General features: G+C 65.2%; 23 protein-coding genes and 1 pseudogene. 12 read left to right on the forward strand and 12 right to left on the reverse strand.

From position 1 onward, the window contains the following. Window positions 1–39: 39 nt before the first annotated feature. Entirely contained in the window at window positions 40–1,152 is a 1,113-nt protein-coding gene (locus tag BN977_RS01760) for a coiled-coil domain-containing protein (protein WP_036395989.1), read from the reverse strand. A gap of 228 nt (window positions 1,153–1,380) precedes the next feature. Between BN977_RS01760 and BN977_RS33190 the strand changes: the two genes are divergently transcribed. Beyond that, window positions 1,381–1,785: a transposase gene (locus BN977_RS33190; RefSeq protein WP_268817634.1), complete on the forward strand. Its 405-nt coding sequence runs from the start codon at window positions 1,381–1,383 to the stop codon at window positions 1,783–1,785. 335 nt (window positions 1,786–2,120) lie between these two features. Here BN977_RS33190 and BN977_RS01765 read toward each other — a convergent pair whose 3' ends face one another. Then, the gene (locus BN977_RS01765; protein WP_051560953.1) at window positions 2,121–2,405 is read right to left on the reverse strand and encodes a WhiB family transcriptional regulator; all 285 of its coding nucleotides are present in this window, start codon (window positions 2,403–2,405) and stop codon (window positions 2,121–2,123) included. A 217-nt stretch (window positions 2,406–2,622) separates the two neighbouring features. Here BN977_RS01765 and alr point away from each other — a divergent pair, with 217 nt between their 5' ends. After that, window positions 2,623–3,792, forward strand: coding sequence for an alanine racemase (gene alr, locus BN977_RS01770; RefSeq protein WP_051560954.1), 1,170 nt, complete (start codon window positions 2,623–2,625; stop codon window positions 3,790–3,792). A 21-nt stretch (window positions 3,793–3,813) separates the two neighbouring features. On the opposite strand, the gene BN977_RS01775 is transcribed toward alr, so the two are convergent. The 5 genes from BN977_RS01775 to BN977_RS01795 form a co-directional block, all read right to left on the reverse strand. Continuing rightward, a complete protein-coding gene (locus tag BN977_RS01775; protein ID WP_024455581.1) occupies window positions 3,814–4,170 on the reverse strand; it encodes a cupin domain-containing protein in 357 nt (118 codons plus the stop codon). Window positions 4,171–4,252: 82 nt separating this feature from the next. Then, window positions 4,253–5,470, reverse strand: a complete 1,218-nt coding sequence (locus BN977_RS01780; protein WP_036395992.1) for a cytochrome P450 — start codon at window positions 5,468–5,470, stop codon at window positions 4,253–4,255. Window positions 5,471–5,509: 39 nt separating this feature from the next. Beyond that, a complete protein-coding gene (locus BN977_RS01785; protein WP_036395995.1) occupies window positions 5,510–7,018 on the reverse strand; it encodes an APC family permease in 1,509 nt (502 codons plus the stop codon). A 53-nt stretch (window positions 7,019–7,071) separates the two neighbouring features. Next, window positions 7,072–7,524, reverse strand: a complete 453-nt coding sequence (locus tag BN977_RS01790) for a flavodoxin domain-containing protein (RefSeq protein ID WP_036395998.1) — start codon at window positions 7,522–7,524, stop codon at window positions 7,072–7,074. A gap of 40 nt (window positions 7,525–7,564) precedes the next feature. Then, window positions 7,565–8,944, reverse strand: coding sequence for an FAD-dependent oxidoreductase (locus BN977_RS01795; protein WP_051560955.1), 1,380 nt, complete (start codon window positions 8,942–8,944; stop codon window positions 7,565–7,567). Between the two features lie 262 nt (window positions 8,945–9,206). Here BN977_RS01795 and BN977_RS01800 point away from each other — a divergent pair, with 262 nt between their 5' ends. After that, entirely contained in the window at window positions 9,207–9,866 is a 660-nt protein-coding gene (locus BN977_RS01800) for a TetR/AcrR family transcriptional regulator (RefSeq protein WP_234709487.1), read from the forward strand. 16 nt (window positions 9,867–9,882) lie between these two features. On the opposite strand, the gene BN977_RS31270 is transcribed toward BN977_RS01800, so the two are convergent. From BN977_RS31270 to BN977_RS01820, 4 genes are read right to left on the reverse strand one after another with little or no spacing between them, the layout of a single operon-like run. Further along, complete coding sequence (locus BN977_RS31270) at window positions 9,883–10,716, reverse strand: FadR/GntR family transcriptional regulator (RefSeq protein WP_051560956.1); 834 nt, start codon at window positions 10,714–10,716, stop codon at window positions 9,883–9,885. A gap of 14 nt (window positions 10,717–10,730) precedes the next feature. Then, on the reverse strand, window positions 10,731–12,104 hold the full coding sequence (locus BN977_RS01810; RefSeq protein WP_036396006.1) for an APC family permease: 1,374 nt from the start codon (window positions 12,102–12,104) through the stop codon (window positions 10,731–10,733). 28 nt (window positions 12,105–12,132) lie between these two features. Continuing rightward, window positions 12,133–13,443, reverse strand: a complete 1,311-nt coding sequence (locus tag BN977_RS01815) for a glutamine synthetase family protein (RefSeq protein WP_036396008.1) — start codon at window positions 13,441–13,443, stop codon at window positions 12,133–12,135. Window positions 13,444–13,477: 34 nt separating this feature from the next. Then, window positions 13,478–14,494: a phosphotriesterase family protein gene (locus BN977_RS01820; RefSeq protein ID WP_084172373.1), complete on the reverse strand. Its 1,017-nt coding sequence runs from the start codon at window positions 14,492–14,494 to the stop codon at window positions 13,478–13,480. A 255-nt stretch (window positions 14,495–14,749) separates the two neighbouring features. Between BN977_RS01820 and pdxS the strand changes: the two genes are divergently transcribed. From pdxS to BN977_RS01855, 8 genes are read left to right on the forward strand one after another with little or no spacing between them, the layout of a single operon-like run. Continuing rightward, window positions 14,750–15,667 (forward strand): pyridoxal 5'-phosphate synthase lyase subunit PdxS, encoded by a 918-nt coding sequence (gene pdxS, locus BN977_RS01825; protein WP_036398227.1) that lies wholly within the window; start codon window positions 14,750–14,752, stop codon window positions 15,665–15,667. 31 nt (window positions 15,668–15,698) lie between these two features. Then, window positions 15,699–17,072 carry an aminotransferase family protein gene (locus BN977_RS01830; RefSeq protein WP_036396012.1) on the forward strand — a complete coding sequence of 458 codons (1,374 nt, stop codon included), beginning with the start codon at window positions 15,699–15,701 and terminating at the stop codon, window positions 17,070–17,072. 6 nt (window positions 17,073–17,078) lie between these two features. Further along, window positions 17,079–17,813 carry a gamma-glutamyl-gamma-aminobutyrate hydrolase family protein gene (locus BN977_RS01835; protein ID WP_036396014.1) on the forward strand — a complete coding sequence of 245 codons (735 nt, stop codon included), beginning with the start codon at window positions 17,079–17,081 and terminating at the stop codon, window positions 17,811–17,813. A gap of 1 nt (window position 17,814) precedes the next feature. Then, window positions 17,815–19,176, forward strand: coding sequence for an aldehyde dehydrogenase family protein (locus tag BN977_RS01840; RefSeq protein ID WP_036396016.1), 1,362 nt, complete (start codon window positions 17,815–17,817; stop codon window positions 19,174–19,176). A 21-nt stretch (window positions 19,177–19,197) separates the two neighbouring features. Continuing rightward, window positions 19,198–19,476: a hypothetical protein gene (locus tag BN977_RS32600; protein WP_131590003.1), complete on the forward strand. Its 279-nt coding sequence runs from the start codon at window positions 19,198–19,200 to the stop codon at window positions 19,474–19,476. Then, window positions 19,473–20,561 carry an S-(hydroxymethyl)mycothiol dehydrogenase gene (locus BN977_RS01845; RefSeq protein ID WP_036396018.1) on the forward strand — a complete coding sequence of 363 codons (1,089 nt, stop codon included), beginning with the start codon at window positions 19,473–19,475 and terminating at the stop codon, window positions 20,559–20,561. The genes BN977_RS32600 and BN977_RS01845 overlap by 4 nt, the downstream gene beginning before the upstream one ends. Further along, window positions 20,561–21,184: an MBL fold metallo-hydrolase gene (locus BN977_RS01850; RefSeq protein WP_036396020.1), complete on the forward strand. Its 624-nt coding sequence runs from the start codon at window positions 20,561–20,563 to the stop codon at window positions 21,182–21,184. The genes BN977_RS01845 and BN977_RS01850 overlap by 1 nt, the downstream gene beginning before the upstream one ends. Window positions 21,185–21,244: 60 nt before the next feature. Further along, complete coding sequence (locus tag BN977_RS01855) at window positions 21,245–22,609, forward strand: styrene monooxygenase/indole monooxygenase family protein (protein ID WP_036396022.1); 1,365 nt, start codon at window positions 21,245–21,247, stop codon at window positions 22,607–22,609. Here BN977_RS01855 and BN977_RS01860 read toward each other — a convergent pair whose 3' ends face one another. Further along, window positions 22,610–23,275, reverse strand: coding sequence for an SHOCT domain-containing protein (locus BN977_RS01860; RefSeq protein ID WP_051561419.1), 666 nt, complete (start codon window positions 23,273–23,275; stop codon window positions 22,610–22,612). A 211-nt stretch (window positions 23,276–23,486) separates the two neighbouring features. Between BN977_RS01860 and BN977_RS01865 the strand changes: the two are divergent. Continuing rightward, window positions 23,487–23,927, forward strand: a pseudogene (locus tag BN977_RS01865) (winged helix-turn-helix domain-containing protein); the annotation flags it as partial. Window positions 23,928–24,020: the final 93 nt, after the last annotated feature.

Genomic DNA, 24,020 nt, shown 5'->3' on the forward strand with positions numbered 1-24,020 from the left:
CCCTCCGACATATGTGCTGGGGCTCGGTCCGACGATCGTTCAGCCGCGCGGTGTCGTGGTGATGTGTACGTGGTCGAAGTGACCGTATCCCGTCGCCTGAGGCCCGGCCGGCGTGGAATAGACACCCCGCCAGATCACGTCCTGTAACCCGAACGAGGGCCCGTTGGCCAGCGCGAACGCGCGGATCTGGTCGCCGAGCGCGATACCTTCCGGGCTCTCGGGGTGGGGAATCATGATGTCGATCGCGAGACCGCGCGGATGCCACGGCTTCGAGTCCGGCCGTACTCCGTCGATGGTCGCGATCTGGGGGAATTGCGCGCTGATCATTCGGGCAGCAAGGACAGTATTGGGTTGTAGGCCAATCTCATTCGCGACACCCACGGGCAGTGCGGCGGGATCGTCTGTGATCGCAATCTGGGGCGGCGGAGCTAGGTCGCCCGCCGGCAGGTTTGGCATCGCGACGATCGCGGGATCCTGCGCAGGCGGCGTTTCCGGCGGCAGTGGCGGTGCAACAGCGCTCTCGATCACCGCTTGCTGCTGCGGAGTCAACAGGGCGTACTGTGCTTCCGCTGCGGCGATACGGCGCAGCAGATCCTGCAGTGCGGTTTGCAGGTCCGCGCGTACTGCGGCAGCTCGCTCCGCCGAGACGCGCGCGTCTGCGGCCGAGCGCTCCGAGGCCAAGGCAGCGGCAGCGGCACGCTCGCGCGTTTCGCGGTAAGCCCTCAGCTGGTCGGTGGCCGTGGCTTCCATCGTGTGTTGCAGCGAGAGCCCGTCGATGAGACGTTGCGGCGATGACGCCGTGAGGGCTGCGGTCATTTGGCTGTGACCACCGCCCATGTAGGTCATCGCGGCGAGGCGATCGACGGCCCTCTGGTGCGGTGCCAACTGGGTGTCCGCTGCCTCCAATGCCGTCAGGTCGGCGCGCTGGCGGTCCTCAGCTACGGCCTGTCGAGCGTGGGCAGCGTCGGCGTCGCGCTGAGCCGTGGTGACGGCCTCCCGGCTGCGCACCGCCTGCGCAGAAAGCTCGTCGAGCTTGGCCAACGCGTCGTCCGCGGGTTCGGCATGCGCGGCGCCCATCGCCGCGGCCGTCACCAGGAGCGCCGATCCGGCGCCGCACATCCTCCGTCGAAAGCGGTCGCGAATCCCGGTCATGCGGATTTGTCACGATCCTTCGGTCATGGTGCGGCCTGGCCCCGGCTGTCGATGTCCCGGGACAGGCTACGAACTGTGCTCGGCGATGTCTAGACGGCATGGAGGCTGACGCGAGGCCGAAGGCCTCGGGCCGCAATCGGACGTGGGTTGGCGATAGCGGGTGAACACTCGCATCGGTAGAGCCACAGTTGCAGATCAGGAGGCCTCCGGTGAGTTTCAACGGTACGAGTGTCGCCCACCAAGGATTCCTCGGGGACCTCATGCGTGCAGGGTTCGATCACCAAAGCAGGCAACGCCCGCGTCCGGCGACTATTGATCGAATCGGCCTGCCACCACCGGGCGGTCTACCCCAATCCCGGACCCACGATGCGGGCCCGCTGGGCCAAGGTCGACCCGGTGCCCTTGAGTTTCTGTCAGCAACATGTCAGCGACGCGCGGAATCAGGTTCTAGGCCTTCGGATTCCCGCCACATATCGCGCCGTAGGTCGTCGTGCATCCGTTGTTCGAAGTCATTGCAGCCGTGCAGTGTTTGACGCAGGTTGTGAGACGGCATCGAATTCCCTCATGACTGATACGAGCGCTCGGAGAGCGACCAGCGCGGCATCCGCTCGGGAACGTCAAATCGGACGGTGAACTCTGCCAGCGTCGATACACACCGCAGGCGCGCGCTGTCCGAATATCCGGCCAAGATGGCGGACGCCGAATTCCACTTTCGATGGCGGATCCCATGACCGTACGGTTGTACAAATCTGGAGAGTGCCCTGCGACGGATCAAGTTCAGACGCTGAGTCGCTGCCTGGCGCACCGGACGGACACGGTATCCCCGGGTAGCCCGTACGTCGGGCCGCGCAGTTCGAGTCCGCTGTCCACCTCTCCGGCCGCCCAATGCTCTGCTGGATCAGTACGCTTTTCGCCGCGGTGTGGGTACTTGCGTCCGGCCAGTCCTGTTGAGCGAGTGACATTTCAGCTCACCGCAATCCGCCTTCGCGCATCGCGAGTAGCACTGCACGGTCATCCTCGGACATCCCGCCCCACGTGCCGTAGTCCTCACCGCTTTCGATGGCGAACTCGGCGCACCGCCATTTGACCGTGCAGCCGTCGCAGATCTTCTTCGCTCGTTCGAACCGCTCCCTCCGTGCCGTCGACCGCTCGTTGTCGGGATGAAAAAACAGGTTGGGGTCAGTGCCGCGACAGCGTGCCGACTCTCGCCAGTCGTTTGCGAGAGCCGACCGAGCAGCCGTGATCGGGTGCATGTCCGTTTCTTTCACATGGGCGTTCGGCGCTGACGGTGCAAGACCGGGGACCGGCGTTGAAAGTCGAGGAGTTGTTCGGCCCGGCCATACCGTGGCAGCGACACAGGCAGTGCGCTAACCTATCCAAATGGAGTTTTTTCAACTCCATTTGTAACATATTGCGGCGGAGGTTCACCAGGCCCGGCCGCGTTCTGAATGCTGGAAGGCCTACACCCCAATGGAATCCGTCCCTATCGGACAGGCGAACGCCGAAATGGTCATCGATCTGGATGCGATAGACCGCAACGTCCGCACTCTGTGCCGGGTGGCCGGTGATGCCGCGGTGATGGCCGTGGTCAAGGCGGATGGATACAACCACGGGGCCACGCGTATCGCCGCCACCGCCGTCGCCGCGGGTGCACGAGAGATCGGCGTCGCCACCTTGAGCGAAGCGCTGGAACTCCGGGACAGCGGGATCGAAGCACCAATCATGTTCTGGCTGAGCGGACCCGGCGATGACTTCGCTGCGGCCATCGCCCGAGATTGTGAGATCGCGGTGACCTCGGAGCGCCATCTCGATGCCGTCTGTGCGGCCGCCAGGTCGGCGGGAAGGCCAGCAACGATCTCGATCAAGGTCGACACCGGCCTCAACCGAAATGGTTTCTGCCCCAGAGACTATCGTGCACTCCTGACCAGGATCCGCTGTGTGAAAGATGCCGGCCTCATTCGGGTTCGGGGCATCTTCTCCCATCTGGCCTGCGCCGATGATCCGAATTGTTCGATCACCGAAACCCAGCGGAGCCGCTTTCTGAACGCCCTCGAGACGGCTTCGGCCCATGGCATCACTCCTGAAGTCACCCATATCGCCAATTCCGCCGCGGCACTCACCCGGCCGGATCTCCACTTTCAGATGGTGCGCGCGGGCATCGCGCTTTATGGACTCAGCCCGGTGGCCACCGCCGCGCAGTTGGTTCCGGCGATGACGTTGCAGGCGCGCGTGGTGTTGGTCAAGGACATCGCGGCCGGCGAGGGGGTGTCCTACGGTCACATGTGGACGGCATTGCACGACACCACGATTGCGCTTCTCCCGATTGGCTATGCCGATGGGCTACCCAGGGCCCTGAGCGGGAAGTTCAGCGTCCTGATTGGCCACAAGCGGTACCCGAGCGTTGGTCGCATCTGCATGGATCAGGTCGTCGTCGACGTGGGTCAGCACAGCGGTGTGCGGGAAGGCGATGTCGCTGTGTTGTTCGGCAACGGTCGGCATGGCGAATCCCGTGCGCAGGATTGGGCCGAGACGCTCGACACCATTCACTATGAGATTGTTACCGGGCCGCGCGGCCGTGTACGCCGGCGGTTCATTGGTGGCGCGTCAACGACCACGGCGGGTCAGGCGCAGAACGCCTGACCCGCCGCAGCATAGCTAGCCTCAAAAGACGGTGTATACCTTCAGGATCGTCTCGTGGATATCCCAGGTGCCCGTCCAGCCCTTGGCGAAGACCGCGCTGTCGCCGGCGTTGATGTCATAAGTCTGACCACCTTCTTCGCTGACTGTCATCCGACCCTCCAACACGGTGATGGACTCGTTGGTCTCGAACACCCAGCGAGAGGGGCCAGGCGCGCATTTCCACAGTCCCACTTCGAGGACACCGTCACCGGTCCAGAGTTTCTTGCCGGCGGTGGCCATGGGTTCGGCGGTCGCCTCCGGCAGGGGGCCCCAATCCTCCAATTCGATTGCGCGTGCATCTGAAATTACCGCAGTCGAGGTGGAAGTGCTTGTAGTCATGCGTATCCTTTCATTGTCTTACTCTGTTGCTATCCGGGGAGCTGGGGTTCTGCCAGGCGCCGCATCGAGCGCGTGCGGCCGATTACGGGATGAGCCGAAGCGGCAGTGAGTGATAGTGGCGCGAGGCGTCGGTGTTCTTGATGACGGGTGGCGCCGCGAGTTCGATGCGTGAGTACCGTGCGGCGATCCGCTCCCAGATCACGCGGACCTCAGCTTCGGCGAGCAGGCGCCCCTGGCAGGCGTGAGTCCCGAGGCTGAAGGTCAAGTTTCGCGTCTGCTCGGGTGGCCGGTTGTAGTCGAAGTCGTCGGGATTGTCGAAGACCTCCGGATCATGGTTCGCCGCTCCCAGCATGAGCCGCAGCGTGCTCCCGGCCGGTACCGTAACGCCGCGGATGACCAGGGGCTCAGTCGTGGTGCGCGTGACGACAGGTTCGGGAGCGTCGAAACGCACCAGTTCGGTGACGATGGCTTCTCGCACCTCGGGCCGGTGCCGGAACACCTCGAAGATGTCGGGCCGTCGGGTAAACATGTGCAGTCCCGAGCAGATCAGGTAGCTGGCATCCATATGACCGACGAAGTAGAAGAACAAGGTGGTTGCATGCACTTCGGCCGCAGTCATCTCACCGCTATCCTCGAGTGCGAGTAGGTGGTCGAGAAGGCCCGTGCCAGGCTGGTCGCGCTTCATCTCGATGAGTTCGGCCGCTCGGCTCCGCAGATAGACGTGCGCTTCCTCGCATGCTTGGAAGTCCTCGGGAGTGGGGACGGCACTGAGAACGGGCATGGCTTTGCGCATTTGTGTGCGAACTTCGTCGATCTGATCGTCAGGCACCTCCAGCAGCCGGCATACGGTGCGGTGGGTGGCTTCCACTGCGATGTCGAAACCGTCGATGAGCCCGTCGTCGCCGACGCGGTCGAGGATTTCGTCGGTGACGGCCGCGGTGATGGTAATCCAGTGTTTGACCTGTTTGGGCGTCAGCCACTTGCTGGTCAGCCGGCGCAGTCGGGTGTGCTCGGGCTCGTCCTTGCCCAGCGCCATGTGTTCGAGGATTTTCCAGCCGCCGGCCTTCTCCCACTCAGGCCCGATGACAACCGACGGCAGTCGGCCGTAGTGCATCAGGTCCTCATAGCGGGTCAGCACGAAGGTGCCGTCATCGTCGATGGTGATCGGTGCCTCGGCGAGGGCGCGCGCATAGAACGGATACGGATCCTCGCGAAGCTTGGCATCCTTCCAGGGAAGGTAGTCGCGGGTTGCCGGGCAACCGGGATCCGTTGACACTGCGATTGTGTGGCTGGTGGTCATGGACGTTTTCCTTTCTGATCTCGGGTGGGCGCCGGTTCGTCACATACGAGTCGGCGTGACGGCATCGGCTGATTCGGGCTGACCGGTGTCCGCCCGGCCAAGGCGGGCGAAGATATGCGGTCTTGCGGACCGGAAGTACAACGCCACACCGGCTCCGATCACCAATGAGGCGGCGAGCACGATGAGCAGCCCGAGATTCTGGCCGGGTTCACCGCCGACGACGAGGTCGAAGTGCAGCACGCTGAGGATCACAGTGGCGCCCAGAGTGAGGATGGCCAGCGCGGGGGCGATGTAGCACTTGAAGATGTTGGCGTCGGCGGGAATTCCCCTGCGGCTGAACCACACGATCACGGCGAAGCTGACGAGCGCCATCAGGGTGAGGATGCCGACGGTGCCGAGGCCGAACAACTGTGCATCGAGCCCTTCACCTTCGGGGTTTGCGATACTCAAGGGGATGAGAAGCGCGGCCACGACAATCGCGACGGCGACCGAGGCACGGGCCGGCGAGTGATGTCGCGGGTGGACTTTGGCGAAGAACGACGGCAGCGCTTTGTCATGCCCGAGGTTGTAGAAGTAGCGTGATGCCACGTTGTGCACGGAGATGGCCGCAGCCAACTCGGACGTGATGATCATCATGAAAGTCAGTTGTGTGAAGAACCCCGCCGCGAGATGGCCGATAGCGCTGGGGAACATCATCTTCGGATCGTCGGTGGCGGCCTGCACTGCGTTTGATCCGTATGCGGTGGTAAGCAGGTAGCAGGACACGGTGTAGAGGACACCGACGAACGCGACGGCGCCGTAGGTGGCACGCGGAATGGTTGTGCCCGGGTCGCGTACTTCATCGCGGAATACAGCGGTGGCCTCGAAGCCGAGGAATATCATGATGGCGAACAGCAGCCCGACGCCGATGTCGCCCTGCGACAAGGAGGCGGGGTTGAACGGCGCGGCAGTGAACCCATCCGGGCCGCCACCGTGCAGAAGAACAGCGACATTGAAGATCACGACGATGGCGACCTCCAAAACCATGGCGACACTGAGGATTTTCGCCGAGACCTCGATGTGGAAGTAACAGAGGACACTGACTAGTGCCCAGGCGATGATCGTCCACAACCACCACGGTGTCTCCGGTCCGCCCATGCTGGTGATCAGCTCGGTCAGGGTCATGCCGATGAAGGGAAAGCAACCACCGAGCATGAGCAGATAGGAGACGACCGCAAGGAAGGCAGAGCCCAGGCCGGTCACCTTGCCCAGGCCGGCGCTGATGAATGCATAGAAGGAGCCTGGTCTGGGAAGGTGTTTTGTCATGGTGACATAGCCGACGGCGAACAGCAGGAGGCTGACCGTCGCAACAGCGAAGATCAAACTTGCTCCCGGACCACCGAATTGGATGCAGAACGGGATGAACCCGGCGACGGCAGCAATCGGTGCCGAGAACGCCAGGACCGTAAGCATGAGGGAGCTGACTCCCATGCGGCCGGACAGTTCGGTGTCGGATCCGGGTTGTAGGGTTGTGGCTCGCGGGTTGGCCTCGGCGGCGTCTGATGACATGTGGGGTCCTTGGGTTGGTGTGGGCGGTGGGCGGTGGGCGGTGGGCGGTGGTTCTAGATGGTTGCAGCGGTGAAGAGGTCGTCGACCCAGGAAACAGCGACCTCGGAAGCATCGAGTCCGCTGTCGGCATCGTGGTGCCCGGTCTCCCCCATCTGGGTGGCACCGAGATCGGTGAATGCGGCGGCCAACCGCGCGATGCCGCGGTTGTAGGTCTCGTAGGTGCTGTCGCCCAATCCGAACGCGGCGAACCGTGTCGATGAGAGGTCGGGGCGGACCTCGTTGAGCGCATCGAAGAAGGGCAACGCCGTTTGAGGCAGCTCGCCTTCGCCGTAGGTCGAGGATACGACGATGACCAGCTTCTGCGCGCCGAGATCGGCGACATCGTAGTGCTCCATGTCGAAGACCTCGCTCTTGATGCCGTTGCGCTCCAGGGCGGTACAGATGTCTTCGGCGACCATTTCGGAGTTGCCCGATTCCGTACCGTAGAGGATCGTCACTGTGTCCACGTGCCAGCCTTTCTGCTGAATGTCTGTGAATTGACTTGATTTACGTTGCGCTGGTGAGCTTCTCGCCGGAAGTCGCGATCGCGAGCATGGTGTCGACGTCGACGATCTTGCGACGGCAGCGGTCCGGGTGCGCCGACTGCCGCTCGTGCAGCTCGATGCGCTGCCAGCCGGCGAAGGTGACGACCTGGCTGCCCAGCTGCGGCCCGATGGCCTCAAACCCTGCTCTGCCCAAGGCTAGTCGGCCGGAAGACACGTCGCTGACGATCGCGTCGACAACCTGCTGCGCATCCTTGCGGTTCTCCGGAATCGTCCCTTTCGGGCCGCGACGCAGCCATCCCACGCGGTAGACTTGCGGACCGGTCCAGGCCGGCGACGGGCACGACCGATCGTCGGTACCCCCGCAGGTGAATCCGACGGCGGTGATGACGGAGTCGACGGCAAAGTCCATCCGCTCGCCGTGGCCGCGTCGGGCCCTGAGCAGAGTGTGGCCGTCACCGCGCTCGATCGCCTCAGGAGTCACGCCGAAGTGCAGGCTTACCCTGGTGCGCCGCAGCGTCGATCCAGTACTCACCGCGCCGGCCACATCGACCCGTGATGCGTGCGGGCGCAACAGGTCTGCGATCGGCCCCTGGTCGCTGTCCGTCAGGCCGGTGACCTCGATCTCGACGTTGTCCAGCGAGACCACTTCCCGCAGCATCGCCGCGTCGCATTTGGCCTCGGCTGCCACTGACCGGCCGATGACGTCGATTGTCATCGGTGCCGTCGGGCGCAGCTGTCCCAGTATGTCGTCGTCGATATCGGATCCGATGAACCCGTCGGCGCCCTTGGACAGCAGGCGCACCACATCGACGGCGACATTGCCCATGCCGACGACCGCAATGCTCTGCCCCAGCGGCGTGTGAGCGCCCGTCTCGTCGCACGGCAGGCGTCGGGCGGGGAAACCGTTGAGCGTCCGCAGAAGTGCTCCAGCGCCGATCACGCGGCTGCCCGGTTCTTGCGGGATGTCCAACGACCGGTCTTCGGGCAGGCCGGTGGCCAGCACGACGATGTCGAAGCCGGCAGCCAACTCGTCGAAGCCGATATCCCGGCCCACCGACACGTTGCCGACGAACCGCACGCCGCCCGTCGTGAACATCCGGTCGAACTGCCGTATCACGCCTTTCGCGCCTTGGTGGTCGGCCGCGACCCCGTAGCGGATGAGGCCGTAGGGCGCCGGCAGCGCTTCGAAGATCGTGATGTCGGCCCCCGGCCATCTCTTGGCCAGAAATTGTCCCGCGTAGCAGCCGGACGGACCGCTGCCGACGATGGCGATCGTCGGCAGCGAGCCGCCCGTCACGCCATCGGAGACTGGCGCGCCGGGAGTCTTGCCAACGGATTCACCTGCATTTTTGGGTGCCGCGACGAGGGTGGCGTCGTACATTGGTTCACCTCGAAAGAGTGGCCGAATGAGGCATCGACTCTGAACTTAGACTAGAGACGCGACTGGAGTCGCGTATTTGAAAATATAGTTGCGGCGACTCCGCATGTCCATAGGCGAAAGCGCCATTTACGAGGCGGTTACGTCCAGGAAACCGAGCCGGCCGCTTCCGAGCCGACCCAAAACCCGACTGGGATCGCGACACGGTTACACTCACGTTGCCTGCACCTGCTGGAACGGTGGGCGTCGAACCAAGGGGGTATTGGTGACACAGTCCGTGAGTCCGACGGTCAGCACCGCCTGGCATCACGAACTCGCCGGCGGTCTGCGCAAGCGACCGCTTCAGGAACGGTCCCGCGCCATGATCCAGCGCATCCTCGACACGGCGGCCGCGCTGGTCGAAGAGGTCGGTTACGAAGCGGTCGTCGGGTCACCGAACCTGCTGCTCGACAAATCGGGTGTCAGCCGGGGGTCGTTCTACGCCTTCTTCGAAACACCCGAGCGGGTGCTCGACGAACTCTCATATCAGCGCATCCAGCAATCGGCGGTCGCCTTCGCGGAGGCACTGCACTCGCGGCGCGGTGACCGATGGATCGAGATCGTCAACACGGTGATCGACTTCTACACGGCCGAGCACCGAATCCCGTTGATCCGCGAACTGTGGGTCCGCCAGAATCTGACGCATCGAGTCCGACAGCTCGACCACCTGGCCATCAATGACTTTGCGAATGTTGTGCTGACCGAATTCCGCAGGCACGCACCACTGTTCGACTCGCTCACCGAGCTGCAGTGCCGGGTCGCCATGCACGCGGTGGAGCGCCTGTTCCAGTTGGCCTTCACCGATGACCCGGACGGCGACCCCGCCACCATCGCCGAAGCACGCCGCATGCTCGCCGACTACTTCGCCGGTTACTCCGGCGAGTGACACGCAGACCACATCCTCACCCCGCAGGCGATGTGACGTGGCGGTCTTTGAGCGTGGCCAGCAACTTCTGCACGCTCCACATGCTGCGCTGAACGTGAGCGCTCATCGCCCGCTCGGCCTCGTCGGGCTTACGGGCCCGTACCGCCGCCAAGACCTCCTGATGCTCGGCGATGGTGGCTTCGTGGAAGGTCCCGCCTTCGGGCAGCAATGCCAGTGCCGGGTGACAACACTGCCGGGTCTCCTCGATGCCGCGGATCAGGAACGGATTCGCGGTGATGTGCGCGAGGGTCAGATGGAAGACGGCGTCACTGCGCATGAACGAGGCATCGTCGGAGGCCTCTTGCAACAACGCATGCGCGGCCTCGAGGTCGTTGAGTTCGGTGGCGGTGCGTCGCTCACTGGCCAGCCGGGACACCGCAGGTTCCACCAGGCACCGATACTCCATGGCGAGGCGGATCTCATCACGGTTCTCGATAGCTTCCACGATGACATCACGGAAGCGGGACTCGTCCTCCCCCGCACCGCGAACGAACGCGCCACCGTTGCGGCCGCGGCGCCGCTCGATCAGGCCTTCGGCCTGTAACTGCCTGAACGCCAACTGAACCGGCGTGCGGCCGACCCCCAGCATGTCGGCGAATTCGCGTTCGGAGGGCAACGCCGAACCTGGCGGCAGCAGGCCCAGCCGGATCTCGCGACGAACCAGGTCGGCCACATAGCGGTTGATATCGACGTGGGAGGGCGGCAGTGCGACGGTCCCCGACGATATCCCGCTGATCAGGGCACTCATTCTCTCGACCGGCCCGGTTTCCTGGTCATCGGACAATGCTAACCAGTCGATGTTGCTCGACATGACCAACTGGCTCCTCAGTCCGACTCCGCGGGGTCGAGCATCTTCATATGCGTCGATGACCGGGGCCGCACATAGCAGACGTAGTAGGCCAGTGACGTCGCCACGATCACGATCGCGGTAATCTGGTCCTGGCGGGTCTGTTCGAACAGCACCACGAGGCACAGCGCGATCGCCGCCAGCGGAGCCGCCGGCCACAACGGCATGCGGTACGGACGCACGAGGTCGGGGAAGCGCACCCGACTGACGATGGCCGAGAGCGCAACCAGGATCATCTCCAATGCGATGACCGTGCCGATCACGGTCGCCATGGCCTCGACATCCATCGTCAGTATCAGGATGATGCCGGCCGCCCCGATGACGAGCGTGGCGACCCATGGTGTCTCGAAACGGGGATGCACCTTTGCCAGCGCCTTACTGACCGGGGCCGGCCACACCATATCGCGACCGGAGCTGTAGATCACTCGGGCGAAGTAAGGGGTCAGGGCCATCACGCCGTTCACCACGGCCAATGCGATCCCGAGGCTGACGACGGTATTGAACGCCTCGCCGCCGGTCTCGGTGAGGAACTGCTGCCACGGCGTGGCCGACGTCGTGAACTCCGACAGCGATCGAGCTCCCAACAACCCGCCCAGCACCGGTATGACGCCGAACGACACTGCGACGCCTAGTGAGATGAACACCGAACGAGCGATGTTGCGGCCACCGCCCGCGGTCTCCTCCGAGAACAGCAAGGCGCCTTGAAAGCCGTTGTAGGTGAACGCCGCTACCGCGACCGCGGCCAGCAGCGTGCCAACCGCCAGGGCCTGCGGTCCGTCGGACCCGAACACGGTGGGGGTGAGCACCTCCGTCAGCGAATGCTGGGTCTGGGCGAAGCCGAGGATCGTCACGAACACGACGACCAAGAGCTCGACCGCGAGCAGCAGACCGACCAGGCGAGCACTCAACCGGACACCGAGGATCGCGATGACAGTCCCGATCGCGATCACCACGGCCCCCACCCAGCGGGCGTCCAGTGGCACGATGACGTTGAGGTAGGTGGCTATTGTCAGGGCGACCACCGCGGGGATGAGGAATGCACAAACCGGTCCGGTGAACACCAGCGATACGAATCCGGCCGACTTTCCGAGGGTCCGCATGACCACCGAATAATCGCCTCCGGCAATGGGATACGCACTGCCCAGTTCGCCGTAGCAGGCGGCCATCGACAGCCCGAGGAGGCCGGCGATGACCAGCGCCCACACTGCACCGGTGCCCGCCATGTTGAGCAGAATGGGGGCGATGGCAAATACCCCCACCGCGGGCGTGATGGCGGCGACACACAACGCCACATTGCCCCACAACCCGAGGCTTCGGCTCAGCTCCTGGTCGTAACGCGCCGGTTCTGCCACATCGCTACCGGTCCCGTCAGATATGCGGTCAGGCATAGCGTTGCCGTTCCCACTCACTGACCGCGTTCTGCCAGGCGTGCAGTTCCCATTCCCTGGTCTGCAAGTAGTGCGTACAGAACTCATCACCCAGGACCTCGTCCAAAGCCCTGTCACGACTCCGGAATTTGGTGATCGCGCCCTCCAAGCTCGTCGGCAACGCTCCGTCGTGGCCGTCGATCCATTTCCGGTCGGGCACGGTGCGCTCCTTCAGGCCGAGGTGCACCGAAGCCGCTATCGCGGCCAACGTCAGGTAGGGATTGCAGTCGGCGCCCGGCCGGCGCAATTCGAATCGGCTGGCCGCCGAGCCCTTCAGCAGCGCCCGCAGGGCATATGAGCGGTCGTCGGGCCCGCACGCCGCACTGACCGGGGCGAAGAAACCAGGCACCAACCGCTTGTAGGAGTTGATCGTCGGGTTGTAGATGAGGCTCAGGGCGGGCAGATGGGTGAGCATGCCCCAGGCGACCCGTCGATAGAACTCGTCGTCCGGATCGCCCGCCGCTGAGCGCAGAGCGTTCTCCCCGTACTGGTCCCACATGGAGAAGTGCACGTGGGCGCTCGAACCCTCCTGGTGGGCAATGGGTTTGGCCATGAAGTTTGCCGTCAAGCCATGACGGCGGGCGGCCTCGACCGCGACCAGCCGCAACAGCGCCGCGGTGTCCGCGGCCGCCAGACCGTCTTGCGGATCGACGTTCACCTCGATGAGCCCCGGCGCTCCCTCGCTGTGCACGACCGACAAACCCAGACGTAGTTCGTCGGCGTATCGCCGCAGGGTGCCGATGAAGTCGGTGACATGCGACAGCGTCATCGGGCTGTAGCTGAGCCCCGACATCGCCGGCTCCCATGTGCCCTCACGAAACAGACGGAACTCGAATTCGAAGGCGGCCTTCATCCGGATGCCGTGACCGGCGAGCGCGTCGAGTGCTCGACGTAGCACCTGACGTGGACTCACCGCGCAGGGTGCTCCGCTCGTTTCGTGGAGATCACCGACGAGCAGGTAAGCGGCCGGGAACCACGGCATTGGGCGCAGCGTCGCGAGATCAGGCCGCAGCAGCAGATCCTTGGCACCGCCCTTGAGCCCCATGTTCGACAATGTCGTGATCGGCTCGTCGGTCGGGTCGACGGCGAGCAGCAGATCGGTGCTCGGGACCCCCTCGCTGAGGGCCTGATCCGACCCGATCACCCTGGGATCGACCAGCTTTCCCCGGAGATTTCCATGAATGTCGGGGAAGAGCAGGGCTATCGAGTGGGCATCCGGTGGCAGCCCGTTCACGACATCGACGGGCGCCGCATCGGCATACATTGTGGACAACTGTTCTTCCCCTAGATCCATGGAGTCAAGGCCGATCGAGCAGTCGGCGTGGGTTTTCGACCATCATCTGCGTGACCACGTCGTCGCCGACCCCGTGTTGGTCACGCAGCAACGGCAGGATTCGGCGATGCAGATGCTCGTAGCCGAAACCGCCGTAGCTCTTGAGGTTCGCCTTGGTCCAGACGTCACAGGCCAGCACTAGCTGTCCGGCGTGGCCGTCGTGCAACAGCGGCAGCAGGTGGTCGATCCGCTCGAGGTCGGTGGGGTCCTTGAACAGCCCGCTGAAATAAAAATCCGAACCGAACGTGTCGAACGCCATCGCCACACCGGACTGAGCGACATCGGCGTGGTAGGCCTTGTCGAGGTGCTCGTCGAGGTGGCCCATGATCACCCGGTCGGGTGACATTCCCTGCGCAACCAGAATATCCAGCACGTTCAGTGCTTCCGCACCGCGTGGCTCAAGGTGGATGCTCACCGAGGCCTGGGTCACCACCGCGGCCGTACCCGCCGCCGCGATCACCTTCTTCTCCCGTTCGGTGACCGGTGAACTGGTGCCGATTTCCCCGATGAGCGCCGGCTTGATTGCGGTCCCGTCGATCCCTTCTTGCAGCTCCGCCACCAATAGCTCGGCGAGCCGGTCGACGCTCCATTGCTCGACGTAGTCGGGGTGGGAATCGTGGATGTAGAAACCGCACCCGCTCATCACATGCACACCACTGCGTTTGGATATCACGGCCAGGTCTTCGATCCGACGGCCGAGGCCGATGTTGGTGAGGTCCACCAGCCCGGCGTTCGGCACGCCGGAGAAGTATTCGAGTTCGCGCACAGCCACGTCGACGTCGTCTATCAACAAGTTGTCTTCGAGGCTGACCAGGTTCCAGTGCACGAAACCCAGGTTCTCGAGGGAGACGGCGGCCGGTTCGGGGACGGGTTCACGCGCGGGTTCGAACCAGACGCGTCCGTCGATCAGCAAGTGTTCGTGCATGCTGGTCTGACCCAGCTCTGCAGGGTCGATGGGACCAAGGACGGTATGAATCGGCATCGGACATCCTTAAATGGAGTTCGGTGAATGCCTTTTTATCAGACGCCAGAAGCCTTGGCAACACCCACATGCCGAATGGGCCGGCCAGGCTCCGCCATTGCATGCGGTCGGCCGCGAGGCCGCTAGCCGATGCGCGAAAGTCGTTTGTAACCGGTGTATTACGGGACAGCGCCGGAGCGTTTTCCCGGGCCGCACCGAACCTCACACCCGCTCACGCCTTGACGAAACCCGATGCATCACGGTAGACAATGGATCGTGTCGCAATCCAATCAACCATCGGTCACGCCCTCGCCCGGCGTTGGCACCGCCCGGGTGAAGCGCGGCATGGCCGAGATGCTCAAGGGCGGCGTCATCATGGATGTGGTCACCCCGGAGCAGGCCCGGATCGCCGAGGCCGCCGGTGCGGTGGCGGTGATGGCCCTGGAGCGGGTGCCCGCCGATATCCGCGCCCAGGGCGGGGTGTCGCGGATGAGCGATCCGGACATGATCGAGGGCATCATCGACGCGGTCACCATCCCGGTGATGGCCAAGGCCCGGATCGGGCATTTCGTCGAGGCGCAGATCCTGCAGAGCCTCGGTGTGGACTACATCGACGAGTCCGAGGTGCTGACTCCGGCCGACTATGCCAACCACATCGACAAGTGGCGCTTCACCGTGCCGTTCGTCTGTGGCGCCACCAACTTGGGTGAGGCGCTGCGCCGGATCACCGAGGGCGCGGCGATGATCCGGTCCAAGGGGGAGGCCGGTACCGGGGACGTCTCCAATGCCACCACTCATATGCGGACCATCGGCGCCGAGATCCGCCGGCTGACCTCGTTGAGCGAGGACGAGTTGTTCGTGGCGGCCAAGGACCTACAGGCCCCGTATGACCTGGTGGTCGAGGTGGCCCGGGCCGGCAAGCTGCCGGTCACGATGTTCACCGCCGGTGGCATCGCGACGCCGGCGGACGCGGCGATGATGATGCAGCTGGGCGCCGAGGGCGTGTTCGTGGGCTCGGGCATCTTCAAGTCCGGTGACCCGGCCGCCCGCGCGGCGGCGATCGTGAAGGCCACCACCTTCTACGACGATCCCGATGTGCTGGCCAAGGTCTCCCGCGGCCTCGGTGAGGCGATGGTCGGCATCAACGTCGACGACATCCCGGTCCCGCACAGGCTAGCCCAACGCGGCTGGTGAGAAGACAAACCATAAAGAAAGGGAACAGATCATGACCTCTCTGCCGAACCGGCACGCGTTGGAAGCGCAGGCGCTGGACCACCTGTGGTTGCACAGCAACGACCTGGAATGGAACGAACTCATCGAGGGTGGGTTGCGGGTCTTCGTGGAAGGCCGCGGCTCGACGTTGATCGACGTGAACGGCAAGGAATACATCGACGGCCTGGCCGGACTGTTCGTGGTCGCGGCAGGCCACGGCCGCGCCGAGATCGGCGAGGCCATGGCCGAACAGGCCGGCAAGATCGCCTACACCGCCGCGTCCAACGCCGCCAACCCCGCGGCGATCAAGCTGGCCGCCAAGATCGCCTCCCTCACCCCGGGCGACCTCGACCGGATCTTCCTGTGCTCGGGCGGATCCGAGGCGGTGGAGAGCGCAATGAAGATTGCCAAGCAGGTCCAGGTCATGCGTGGATTTGGCAAGCGCTACAAGATCATTGCTCGCCGGGGCTCTTACCACGGCACCACGTTCGGCGCCGCCAGCCTCACCGGCAGCGCGAGCGAGAAGTACTTCGGACCGTTCATGGCCGGCGTGAGCAAGGTGCCGAACCCCAACCACTATCGCAACGATTTCGGGCTTGAGGGTGAAGCCGGTGACATCATGTGCGCCCGCTACGTCGAGCAGGAGATCCTCAACCAGGGCCCGGAACACGTCGCGGCGGTGATCGGCGAACCGATCTCGGTCGCCAACGGCACTCATCTGCCCAGCCCGGTGTACTGGCAGATGCTGCGCGATATTTGCGACAAGTACGGCGTTCTTCTGATCATGGACGAGGTCATCACCGGCTGGGGACGGACTGGCAAGGTGTTCGCCGCCGAGCACTACGGGGTGGTTCCCGACATCATGACCATGGCCAAAGGTCTTTCGAGTGGCTACGCACCGGTGGCGGCCGTGGCCGTTCGGTCGTCGATCTTCGATGATTTCCGCCCCGATGGCCGCGCACTGGGCCACCTGATCACCTTCGGCGGCCACGCGGTGGCAGCTGCCGCTGCGTTGAAGAACATCGAGATCCTCGAACGCGAGAATTTGGTCGAACGCTCGGCCGAGATGGGCACCTACCTCTTCGAGTTGGCCCAAGAATTGCGCAGCCATCCCACCGTCGGTGATGTCCGCGGCGGTAAAGGCCTCTTGTGCGCCATCGATTTCGTCAAGAGCAAGGAAACCCGTGAGGCGTGGGGAACATCGCATCCGTTCATCAAGCAGCTCGCCCTGCGCACGCAGGAAGAGGGCCTGGTCACCCGGGTGTGGGACGTTTTGCACCTCGCGCCGCCGTTCGTGCTGACCCACAGCGAGGCCGAGCGCGCCATCGAGATCGTCGACCGCTGCCTCACCGAGGCAGAGGCGAAGTTCGCGGCCGAGATCGGCTGATCCGACATGACCGCACCCGTGATCGGCGTCTGCGCCGCGTTCGAGAAGGCCAGCTGGGGCTTCTGGAATCAGCAGGCCGCCATCGTGCCGGCCACTTATCTCGCGAAAATTCATGCCGCAGGCGGAGTCCCGGTGGGATTGATACCCGACACGCGTGTGGTCGAGAGTGCGGGACTGCTCATCGACCGCATCGACGGATTGCTGTTGATCGGCGGCGTCGATGTCGAGCCTGCATCGTACGGCGCCACCGACAACGGCCGTACTGAAGCCACCGAACCGCTACGCGACGAGTTCGAGTTGGTTCTGGCGCGGGAAGCAATGCGACGAGACATTCCGGTACTCGGAGTATGCCGTGGCATGCAGGTTCTCAACGTGGCGGCCGGGGGGACGCTGCACCAGCATTTGCTCGACGCAGGCTACGTTGAACACCGCCCCAGCCCCGGCCGGCTCGACCACGAAACCTTCCACGAAGTCGAGGTGGACTACGGCACCCATGCGGCGATGTTGTGCGGCAGCGGTGTCCAGATCGTCAACTCCCACCACCATCAAGGTGTGGACCGGCTCGGCAACGGCGCGGTGGTCACCGCCCGATCACTACCCGACCAGCTGCCCGAAGCCATCGAGTGGCCCGGTCAACGTTACGCGCTCGGCGTGCAATGGCATCCGGAAGCCGCCGAACTTCAGCACGCTCTCACCGATTTCGTCAACAGCGCCGCACACGCACTCGGAGGACAACACTGACATGGCCGTCATCGACGTCATCGAACCCTCGACCGAACAGGTCATCGAATCGCTCGAACAGATCACCCCCGCGGGATTGGATGACGTGGTCGCCCGCGCCACCACCGCACAGCGGCAATGGGCCGCCCAGCCACCCCAGTTCCGTGCCGAGGTCTTGCTGTCCATCGCAGCAGCGGTCGACGACAACCGCGAAGCCCTCGCCCAGCTGGAAGCGCGCAACGTCGGCATGCCCATCAGCGATGCGCGCGGTGCAATCGCCGGCGTGGCGGCGACCTTCCGCTACTACGCAGCCGCACCGGAACGCCTTCTCGGCCACACCATCCCGGTGGCCGGGGGCGTGGACATGACATTCCGCGAACCCATCGGGGTAGTCGGACTGATCACCCCGTGGAACTATCCGCTGACCATCGCCGCCTGGAAGGTGGCGCCGGCGTTGGCGGCCGGCAACGCGGTGGTGCTCAAACCCGCTGAGCTCACGCCCTTGACCTCGCTGCGGCTGGGACAGCTCGCCGTCGGTGCCGGGCTGCCCGCCGACCTGTTCAACGTCGTCGTCGGCCCCGGACGGACGATCGGCAGCCGGCTGGTCGAACATCCCGGCGTCGGGAAGATAGCGTTCACCGGATCGACGAGCGTCGGCCAGGACATCGCGCGACGCGCGGCCGACGGGATCAAACGCGTCACGCTGGAACTGGGCGGCAAGTCGGCGGCCCTCGTCTTCGCCGACGCCGACCTGGACGCGGCGGCCGAGGGCCTCACGGGTGCCGTGTTCGGGAACTCGGGCCAGGATTGCTGCGCCAGGTCGCGGGTGTTCGTCGAACGCTCTGTCCTCGACATGTTCTTGGAGAAACTGGAGAAGGTCGTCGCCAATATCGTCGTAGGTGACCCACTTTCGGAGAACACCCAGATGGGTCCACTGATCTCGGCAGCACACGCGGCGACCGTCCAGAGCTACGTCGACGACGCACCGGTGCTCTTCCGTGGATCGGCGCCGACCGGCCCCGGCTTCTGGTTTGCCCCCACCGTGCTGCACCCCATCGCCGACAATCATCGTTCGGCGCGTGAGGAAATCTTCGGACCGGTCGTGTCGGTCCTCGCCTTCGACAGCGAGGATGAAGCGGTTGCCCGGGCCAACGACACCATCTACGGTCTGGCCGGCTCAATCTGGACATCGAATGCGGCACGTTCGATGCGGGTGGCCCGTGGCGTCGCGGCGGGTGCGTTGGCGGTGAACTCGTACACCTCGGTGCGGATCACGACACCGTTCGGCGGTTTCAAGCAGTCCGGACTCGGGCGCGAACTCGGCCCCGACGCGCTGGAGGCCTACACGGAAGTCAAGAACGTCTTCTTCAACACCGCCTCGTAGACCCTTTTTCCGATGACCTGAGTGGCCGACCAGCTCGTGACGAATCAATTCGATTGGGAAATGCTGCGTTTCGTCGTCTCTTGGGCGCCCTACGGAGGACCACATGACGAGGAGACCGTGCCGAGGTTCGGGATGAACTCCGAACGCCTCAAGGCTAGGTTCGCAGAAATCGTTCGAGCGCTCGTTTCAAGCGACGCACCGCTCGATTTCGATCAGCGGCAGCTGCTGCGACGGGCGCGCGCGTTGGCGGCACCGGCGACCCGCCAAGGCCATCCCCGACAAGACAGGAGAACCGTATGACAAGTCAGACAGTGCGCGGTGTGATTTCCCGGTCGAAGAAGCAGCCCGTCGAGTTGGTCGACATCGTGATCCCCGATCCCGGTCCGGGTGAGGTGGTGGTCGACATCATCGCGTGCGGGGTATGCCACACCGACCTGACCTACCGCGAGGGCGGCATCAACGACGAGTACCCGTTCCTGCTCGGGCATGAGGCCGCCGGCACCGTCGAGTCCATCGGCGACGGTGTCACCCATGTCGCCCCCGGCGATTTCGTGATCCTGAACTGGCGCGCGGTGTGCGGCGAATGCCGGGCCTGCAAACGCGGCCGCCCGAACCTGTGTTTCGACACCTTCAACGCCACCCAGAAAATGACCCTGACCGACGGCACCGAACTGACCCCCGCCCTCGGGATCGGGGCGTTCGCCGACAAAACCCTCGTGCATCAGGGCCAGTGCACCAAGGTCGATCCCGAAGCCGACCCGGCCGTGGCCGGTCTGCTCGGCTGCGGGGTGATGGCCGGCATCGGCGCGGCCATCAACACCGGCAACGTGGGCCGCAACGACACCGTCGCGGTCATCGGCTGCGGCGGGGTGGGTGATGCCGCCATCGCCGGGGCGGCCCTGGTCGGGGCCAAGACGATCATCGCCGTGGACACCGACAACCGGAAACTGGACTGGGCCCGCGGGTTCGGGGCCACCCACACCATCAACGCCAAAGAACTCGACCCCGTGGAGACCATCCAGGATCTGACCGACGGGTTCGGCGCCGACGTGGTCATCGACGCCGTCGGGCGCCCCGAAACCTGGAAGCAGGCCTTCTACGCCCGCGACCTGGCCGGCACCGTCGTGCTCGTCGGCGTCCCGACCCCGGACATGACCCTAGAAATGCCGTTGGTGGACTTCTTCTCCCGCGGCGGAGCACTCAAGTCGTCCTGGTACGGCGACTGCCTACCCGAACGCGACTTCCCCACCCTCATCAGTCTCTATCGCCAGGGCCGGCTGCCCCTGGAGAAATTCGTCTCCGAACGCATCGGCCTCGACCAGATCGAAGACGCCTTCCACAAAATGCACGCCGGCGAGGTCCTGCGCTCCGTGGTCATCCTCTGATGGGTGCCATCACCCGGGTCGTCACCAGCGGCACCTTCTCCCTCGACGGCGGCACCTGGGACGTCGACAACAACATCTGGCTCGTCGGCGACGACTCAGATGTCATCGTCTTCGACGCCGCCCACACCGCCGCCCCCATCATCGAGGCCGTCGCCGGACGCAACGTCGTCGCCGTCATCTGCACCCACGGCCACAACGACCACATCACCGTCGCCCCCGAACTGGCCACCACCCTGGACGCCCCGGTGTTCCTGCACCCCGCCGACGACATGCTCTGGCGAGAAATCCACCCCGACACCGACTTCCGAAGCGTCGAGGACGGACTGGTGCTCACCGCCGGCGGCATCGAGGTACACGCCCTGCACACCCCCGGGCACTCCCCGGGCTCGGTGTGCTGGTCGGCCCCCGCACTGAACGCCGTCATCTCCGGAGACACCCTGTTCCAAGGCGGACCCGGCGCCACCGGCCGCTCCTACTCCAGCTTCCCCACCATCCTGGAATCCATCTCCACCAAACTGGGCACCCTGCCCGACGAAACCGTCGTCTACACCGGCCACGGCGACACCACCACCATCGGCGGCGAACTGGTGCACTACGACGAGTGGGTGGCGCGCGGCCACTAGGTTGCGATCACGCTGAGCCAGTACCTGGCGCCGGGGTGTGGCCGCATCGATAGTCGTGCCATGACGACATCGAGTGGACGAACCGCGGCGATCATCGGCGCCGGCCAGACCGGCGTCAGCGCGGCACTGGGATTGCTGGACAAGGGTTTTGATGTCACCATCTACAGCGATCTGGAGCAGGCCCGGCTGCGTGACGGCGTCCCGGCGACGGGTACGGCGCTGATCCTCGGCGAGGCGCAGCGCGCCGAGGAGAGCCTGGGGCTGAACACGTATCTGGCGACGGCGCCGCTGTCGACGGGCGAGAGTGTGCGGGTCGTCGACGGTGGCACCGAGGCGATCGCCTTCGACGGCTGGTTCGACGGGTTCCGCGGGATCGCCGTGGACACCCGCCTCAAGGCCGATGATCGCCTGACGTTGTTCCAGCAGCGCGGCGGCCGGTTCGTGGTGCAGCCGGTGGATGCCGAGGGGCTGGACGGCATCGCCGCCAAGGCCAACCTGACCCTGGTGGCGACCGGGCGCGGCGGATTGTCCGCCCTGTTCCCCGTCGACGCCGCCCGCACGGCGTACGACAAGCCACAGCGCCGACTGCTGGCTTTTACCGCGACCGGCCTGTCGCACGGTCCCGAGGTGTTCGCCCACCGCGGCCCGGCCGGCGGTGCGCACAACACGCTGTCGGTGGTGGCCGATCAGGGCGAGGTGTTCTGGGGCCCGTATCTGCACAAGGACGCCGGCCCGACATGGGCCTTCCTCGGATGGGCCAAGCCGGGCAGCGACTGGGAACGCCGGTTCGCCACCGTCACCAGCGCCGAGTCGGCGCTGGCCGTGGCCGTCGAACTGCACCGCGATTACCTCGACTGGGACCTCCCCGAAGTGCTGGAACTCCGGGTCATCGAGGAGGACCCGCATTCGTGGCTGACCGGTGCGGTCACCCAGGTGGTGCGCGCCGGTGTCGGGCACACCGCCGGCGGGCATCCGGTGGCGGCGCTCGGCGACACCGCGGTGGCCTACGATCCCATCGCCGGCCAGGGCGCCCAAGGCGGCCTGATCCAGGCGGCCAGGCTGGTGCACAAGGCCGGTGCGCACGACGGGCCGTTCGACACCGCTTGGCTCACAGCGGCTTTCGAAGACTTCTACGACCACCGCGCCCGCGCCGCGCAGCGGGTGACCCGACTGTTCCTCGGCGATCCCGACTTCGCCGCCTACGGCGGGTTGTTCTTCGCGGCGGCCAGTGGCAGCGCGCGGTTCGCGTCCAAACTGCTCGCGCTGCTGGACGATCCGCGGCCGTTCGAGGCCGTGACATCGGAGGCGGCGGCCAAGGCGCTGATCACCGAATTCGCGGGCGAGCCTGCCGACGATCTGCTGGGCCGGTTCGTACCGGCGGGGACGTTCGCGCGGTCCACCCTGCGAAGCGGTGCCGCGGTCTGACTAGGACCCCAGCAGGCGGCGCTTCTCGGCGTCGAATTCGGCCTGCGTGAGCGCACCGGAGTCCCGCAGCGCGGCAAGGGTTTTCAGTTGCTGGATGCGGATTCCGTCGTCCGTGGGGGTGAAGCTCGGCCCGGCATCGATGGTGAAGCCGGGCATCAGCCCCACCGGCGTCGGTCGGCGGCGTACCTTGGCCGCCCACACCCGCGCGATGATCAGGTCGACGACCGCGACGCCGAACACCGCGGCGAGCCACCACGGCAGGTCGGGCACCGGGCTGCCGTGCCCGAAGGCCAGCCGCGGGCTGATGAAGGCGCTGACATTGCCCTCGGTGCTGATGCGGTAGTCGCCTTCCTCGGCGATGCGGGCAACCCACACCCGAACCCGCGCATCGTTGTTGACGGTGGTGGTGCTGCCGATGGCTTCGGTGACCTCAGGCTCGGCAACACCGGCCGGCGGGTCGGCGCGCCACCGCAGGTTCGGGATCGGCAACCCGCCCCCGTTCGTGCTGCCGATGATCTGTGTGTGGAAGCTGACGTTCACCTCACCGGCCGGCAGGTGTACCGTGCCGCGTCCCGGGATCGGCACCTCGCCGTAGGCGTCGTACTCGTCGAACACGAACGCGTTGAGCATCAGTGCGGCGACGAACCCGACACCCGAGACGATCATGGTCAGCACCGCGATGACGGTGAGGATTCTGGGTGCTGTCGAGCGGCTCACACCGCGCAGTCTGTCATGCCGGGCGCAGGGAAACACCTGGTGGAACGCATCGGCGGGAAAATTTTCACGAGGACTGAACCCTTGGCGGGACTCGCCCGTCGTTCCTGCTGACCGCGCCACACGGCGCTGAAAGAAGGGAACGACCGTGACCTTGCCCTCGATGCTTCCCGCGGCCGCGAAAACCACTGAGCCGCAGGTATGGCGGTTCGACGACTTCGTGCTGGATCTGCCGCGATTCGAACTGCGCCGCAACGACGTCGCCATCCCGATGGAGCCCCAGGTTTTCGACGTGTTGATCCAATTGGTCAGCCACCACCAGCGCGTGGTCACCAAGAACGAACTGTTCGACTCGGTGTGGGGCGGCAGGTTCGTCGGGGAGGCCGCACTGACGAGCCGCATCAAGGCCGCCCGGCGCGCGCTCGGTGACGACGGTGAGACGCAACGCTACATCCGGACGGTGCGCGGCCGCGGTTACCAGTTCGTCGGCGTCCTGCTGGCCGAGGCGGAACAGCCCCCGGTGAGCCCGGTGCGCGCGGAATTGCCGGGAACCGGTCACCTGGTGTTCTGCGGCTCCGCCGCCACGCCGGGCATGCGGACCGCGGCGCGCTGGACCACGCGTTATCGCCCGCGGCAGGCGCGCCGTCACCTGACCGGCCCGCCCAGGTAGCCATGTCCGGCGCCGCATCCCGGCCCG

It is taken from the genome of Mycolicibacterium cosmeticum, assembly GCF_000613185.1.
GTDB lineage: Bacteria > Actinomycetota > Actinomycetes > Mycobacteriales > Mycobacteriaceae > Mycobacterium > Mycobacterium cosmeticum.

What these genes read in the sequence shown, in the direction of transcription:
- BN977_RS01760 (WP_036395989.1), bottom strand. Translation starts at nt 1,152, where the DNA reads ATGACCGGGATTCGCGACCGCTTTCGACGGAGGATGTGCGGCGCCGGA.
- BN977_RS01765 (WP_051560953.1), bottom strand. Translation starts at nt 2,405, where the DNA reads ATGCACCCGATCACGGCTGCTCGGTCGGCTCTCGCAAACGACTGGCGA.
- alr (WP_051560954.1), top strand. Translation starts at nt 2,623, where the DNA reads ATGGAATCCGTCCCTATCGGACAGGCGAACGCCGAAATGGTCATCGAT.
- BN977_RS01775 (WP_024455581.1), bottom strand. Translation starts at nt 4,170, where the DNA reads ATGACTACAAGCACTTCCACCTCGACTGCGGTAATTTCAGATGCACGC.
- BN977_RS01780 (WP_036395992.1), bottom strand. Translation starts at nt 5,470, where the DNA reads ATGACCACCAGCCACACAATCGCAGTGTCAACGGATCCCGGTTGCCCG.
- BN977_RS01785 (WP_036395995.1), bottom strand. Translation starts at nt 7,018, where the DNA reads ATGTCATCAGACGCCGCCGAGGCCAACCCGCGAGCCACAACCCTACAA.
- BN977_RS01795 (WP_051560955.1), bottom strand. Translation starts at nt 8,944, where the DNA reads ATGTACGACGCCACCCTCGTCGCGGCACCCAAAAATGCAGGTGAATCC.
- BN977_RS31270 (WP_051560956.1), bottom strand. Translation starts at nt 10,716, where the DNA reads ATGTCGAGCAACATCGACTGGTTAGCATTGTCCGATGACCAGGAAACC.
- BN977_RS01815 (WP_036396008.1), bottom strand. Translation starts at nt 13,443, where the DNA reads ATGTATGCCGATGCGGCGCCCGTCGATGTCGTGAACGGGCTGCCACCG.
- BN977_RS01820 (WP_084172373.1), bottom strand. Translation starts at nt 14,494, where the DNA reads ATGCCGATTCATACCGTCCTTGGTCCCATCGACCCTGCAGAGCTGGGT.
- BN977_RS01830 (WP_036396012.1), top strand. Translation starts at nt 15,699, where the DNA reads ATGACCTCTCTGCCGAACCGGCACGCGTTGGAAGCGCAGGCGCTGGAC.
- BN977_RS01835 (WP_036396014.1), top strand. Translation starts at nt 17,079, where the DNA reads ATGACCGCACCCGTGATCGGCGTCTGCGCCGCGTTCGAGAAGGCCAGC.
- BN977_RS01840 (WP_036396016.1), top strand. Translation starts at nt 17,815, where the DNA reads ATGGCCGTCATCGACGTCATCGAACCCTCGACCGAACAGGTCATCGAA.
- BN977_RS01845 (WP_036396018.1), top strand. Translation starts at nt 19,473, where the DNA reads ATGACAAGTCAGACAGTGCGCGGTGTGATTTCCCGGTCGAAGAAGCAG.
- BN977_RS01850 (WP_036396020.1), top strand. Translation starts at nt 20,561, where the DNA reads ATGGGTGCCATCACCCGGGTCGTCACCAGCGGCACCTTCTCCCTCGAC.
- BN977_RS01855 (WP_036396022.1), top strand. Translation starts at nt 21,245, where the DNA reads ATGACGACATCGAGTGGACGAACCGCGGCGATCATCGGCGCCGGCCAG.
- BN977_RS01860 (WP_051561419.1), bottom strand. Translation starts at nt 23,275, where the DNA reads ATGATCGTCTCGGGTGTCGGGTTCGTCGCCGCACTGATGCTCAACGCG.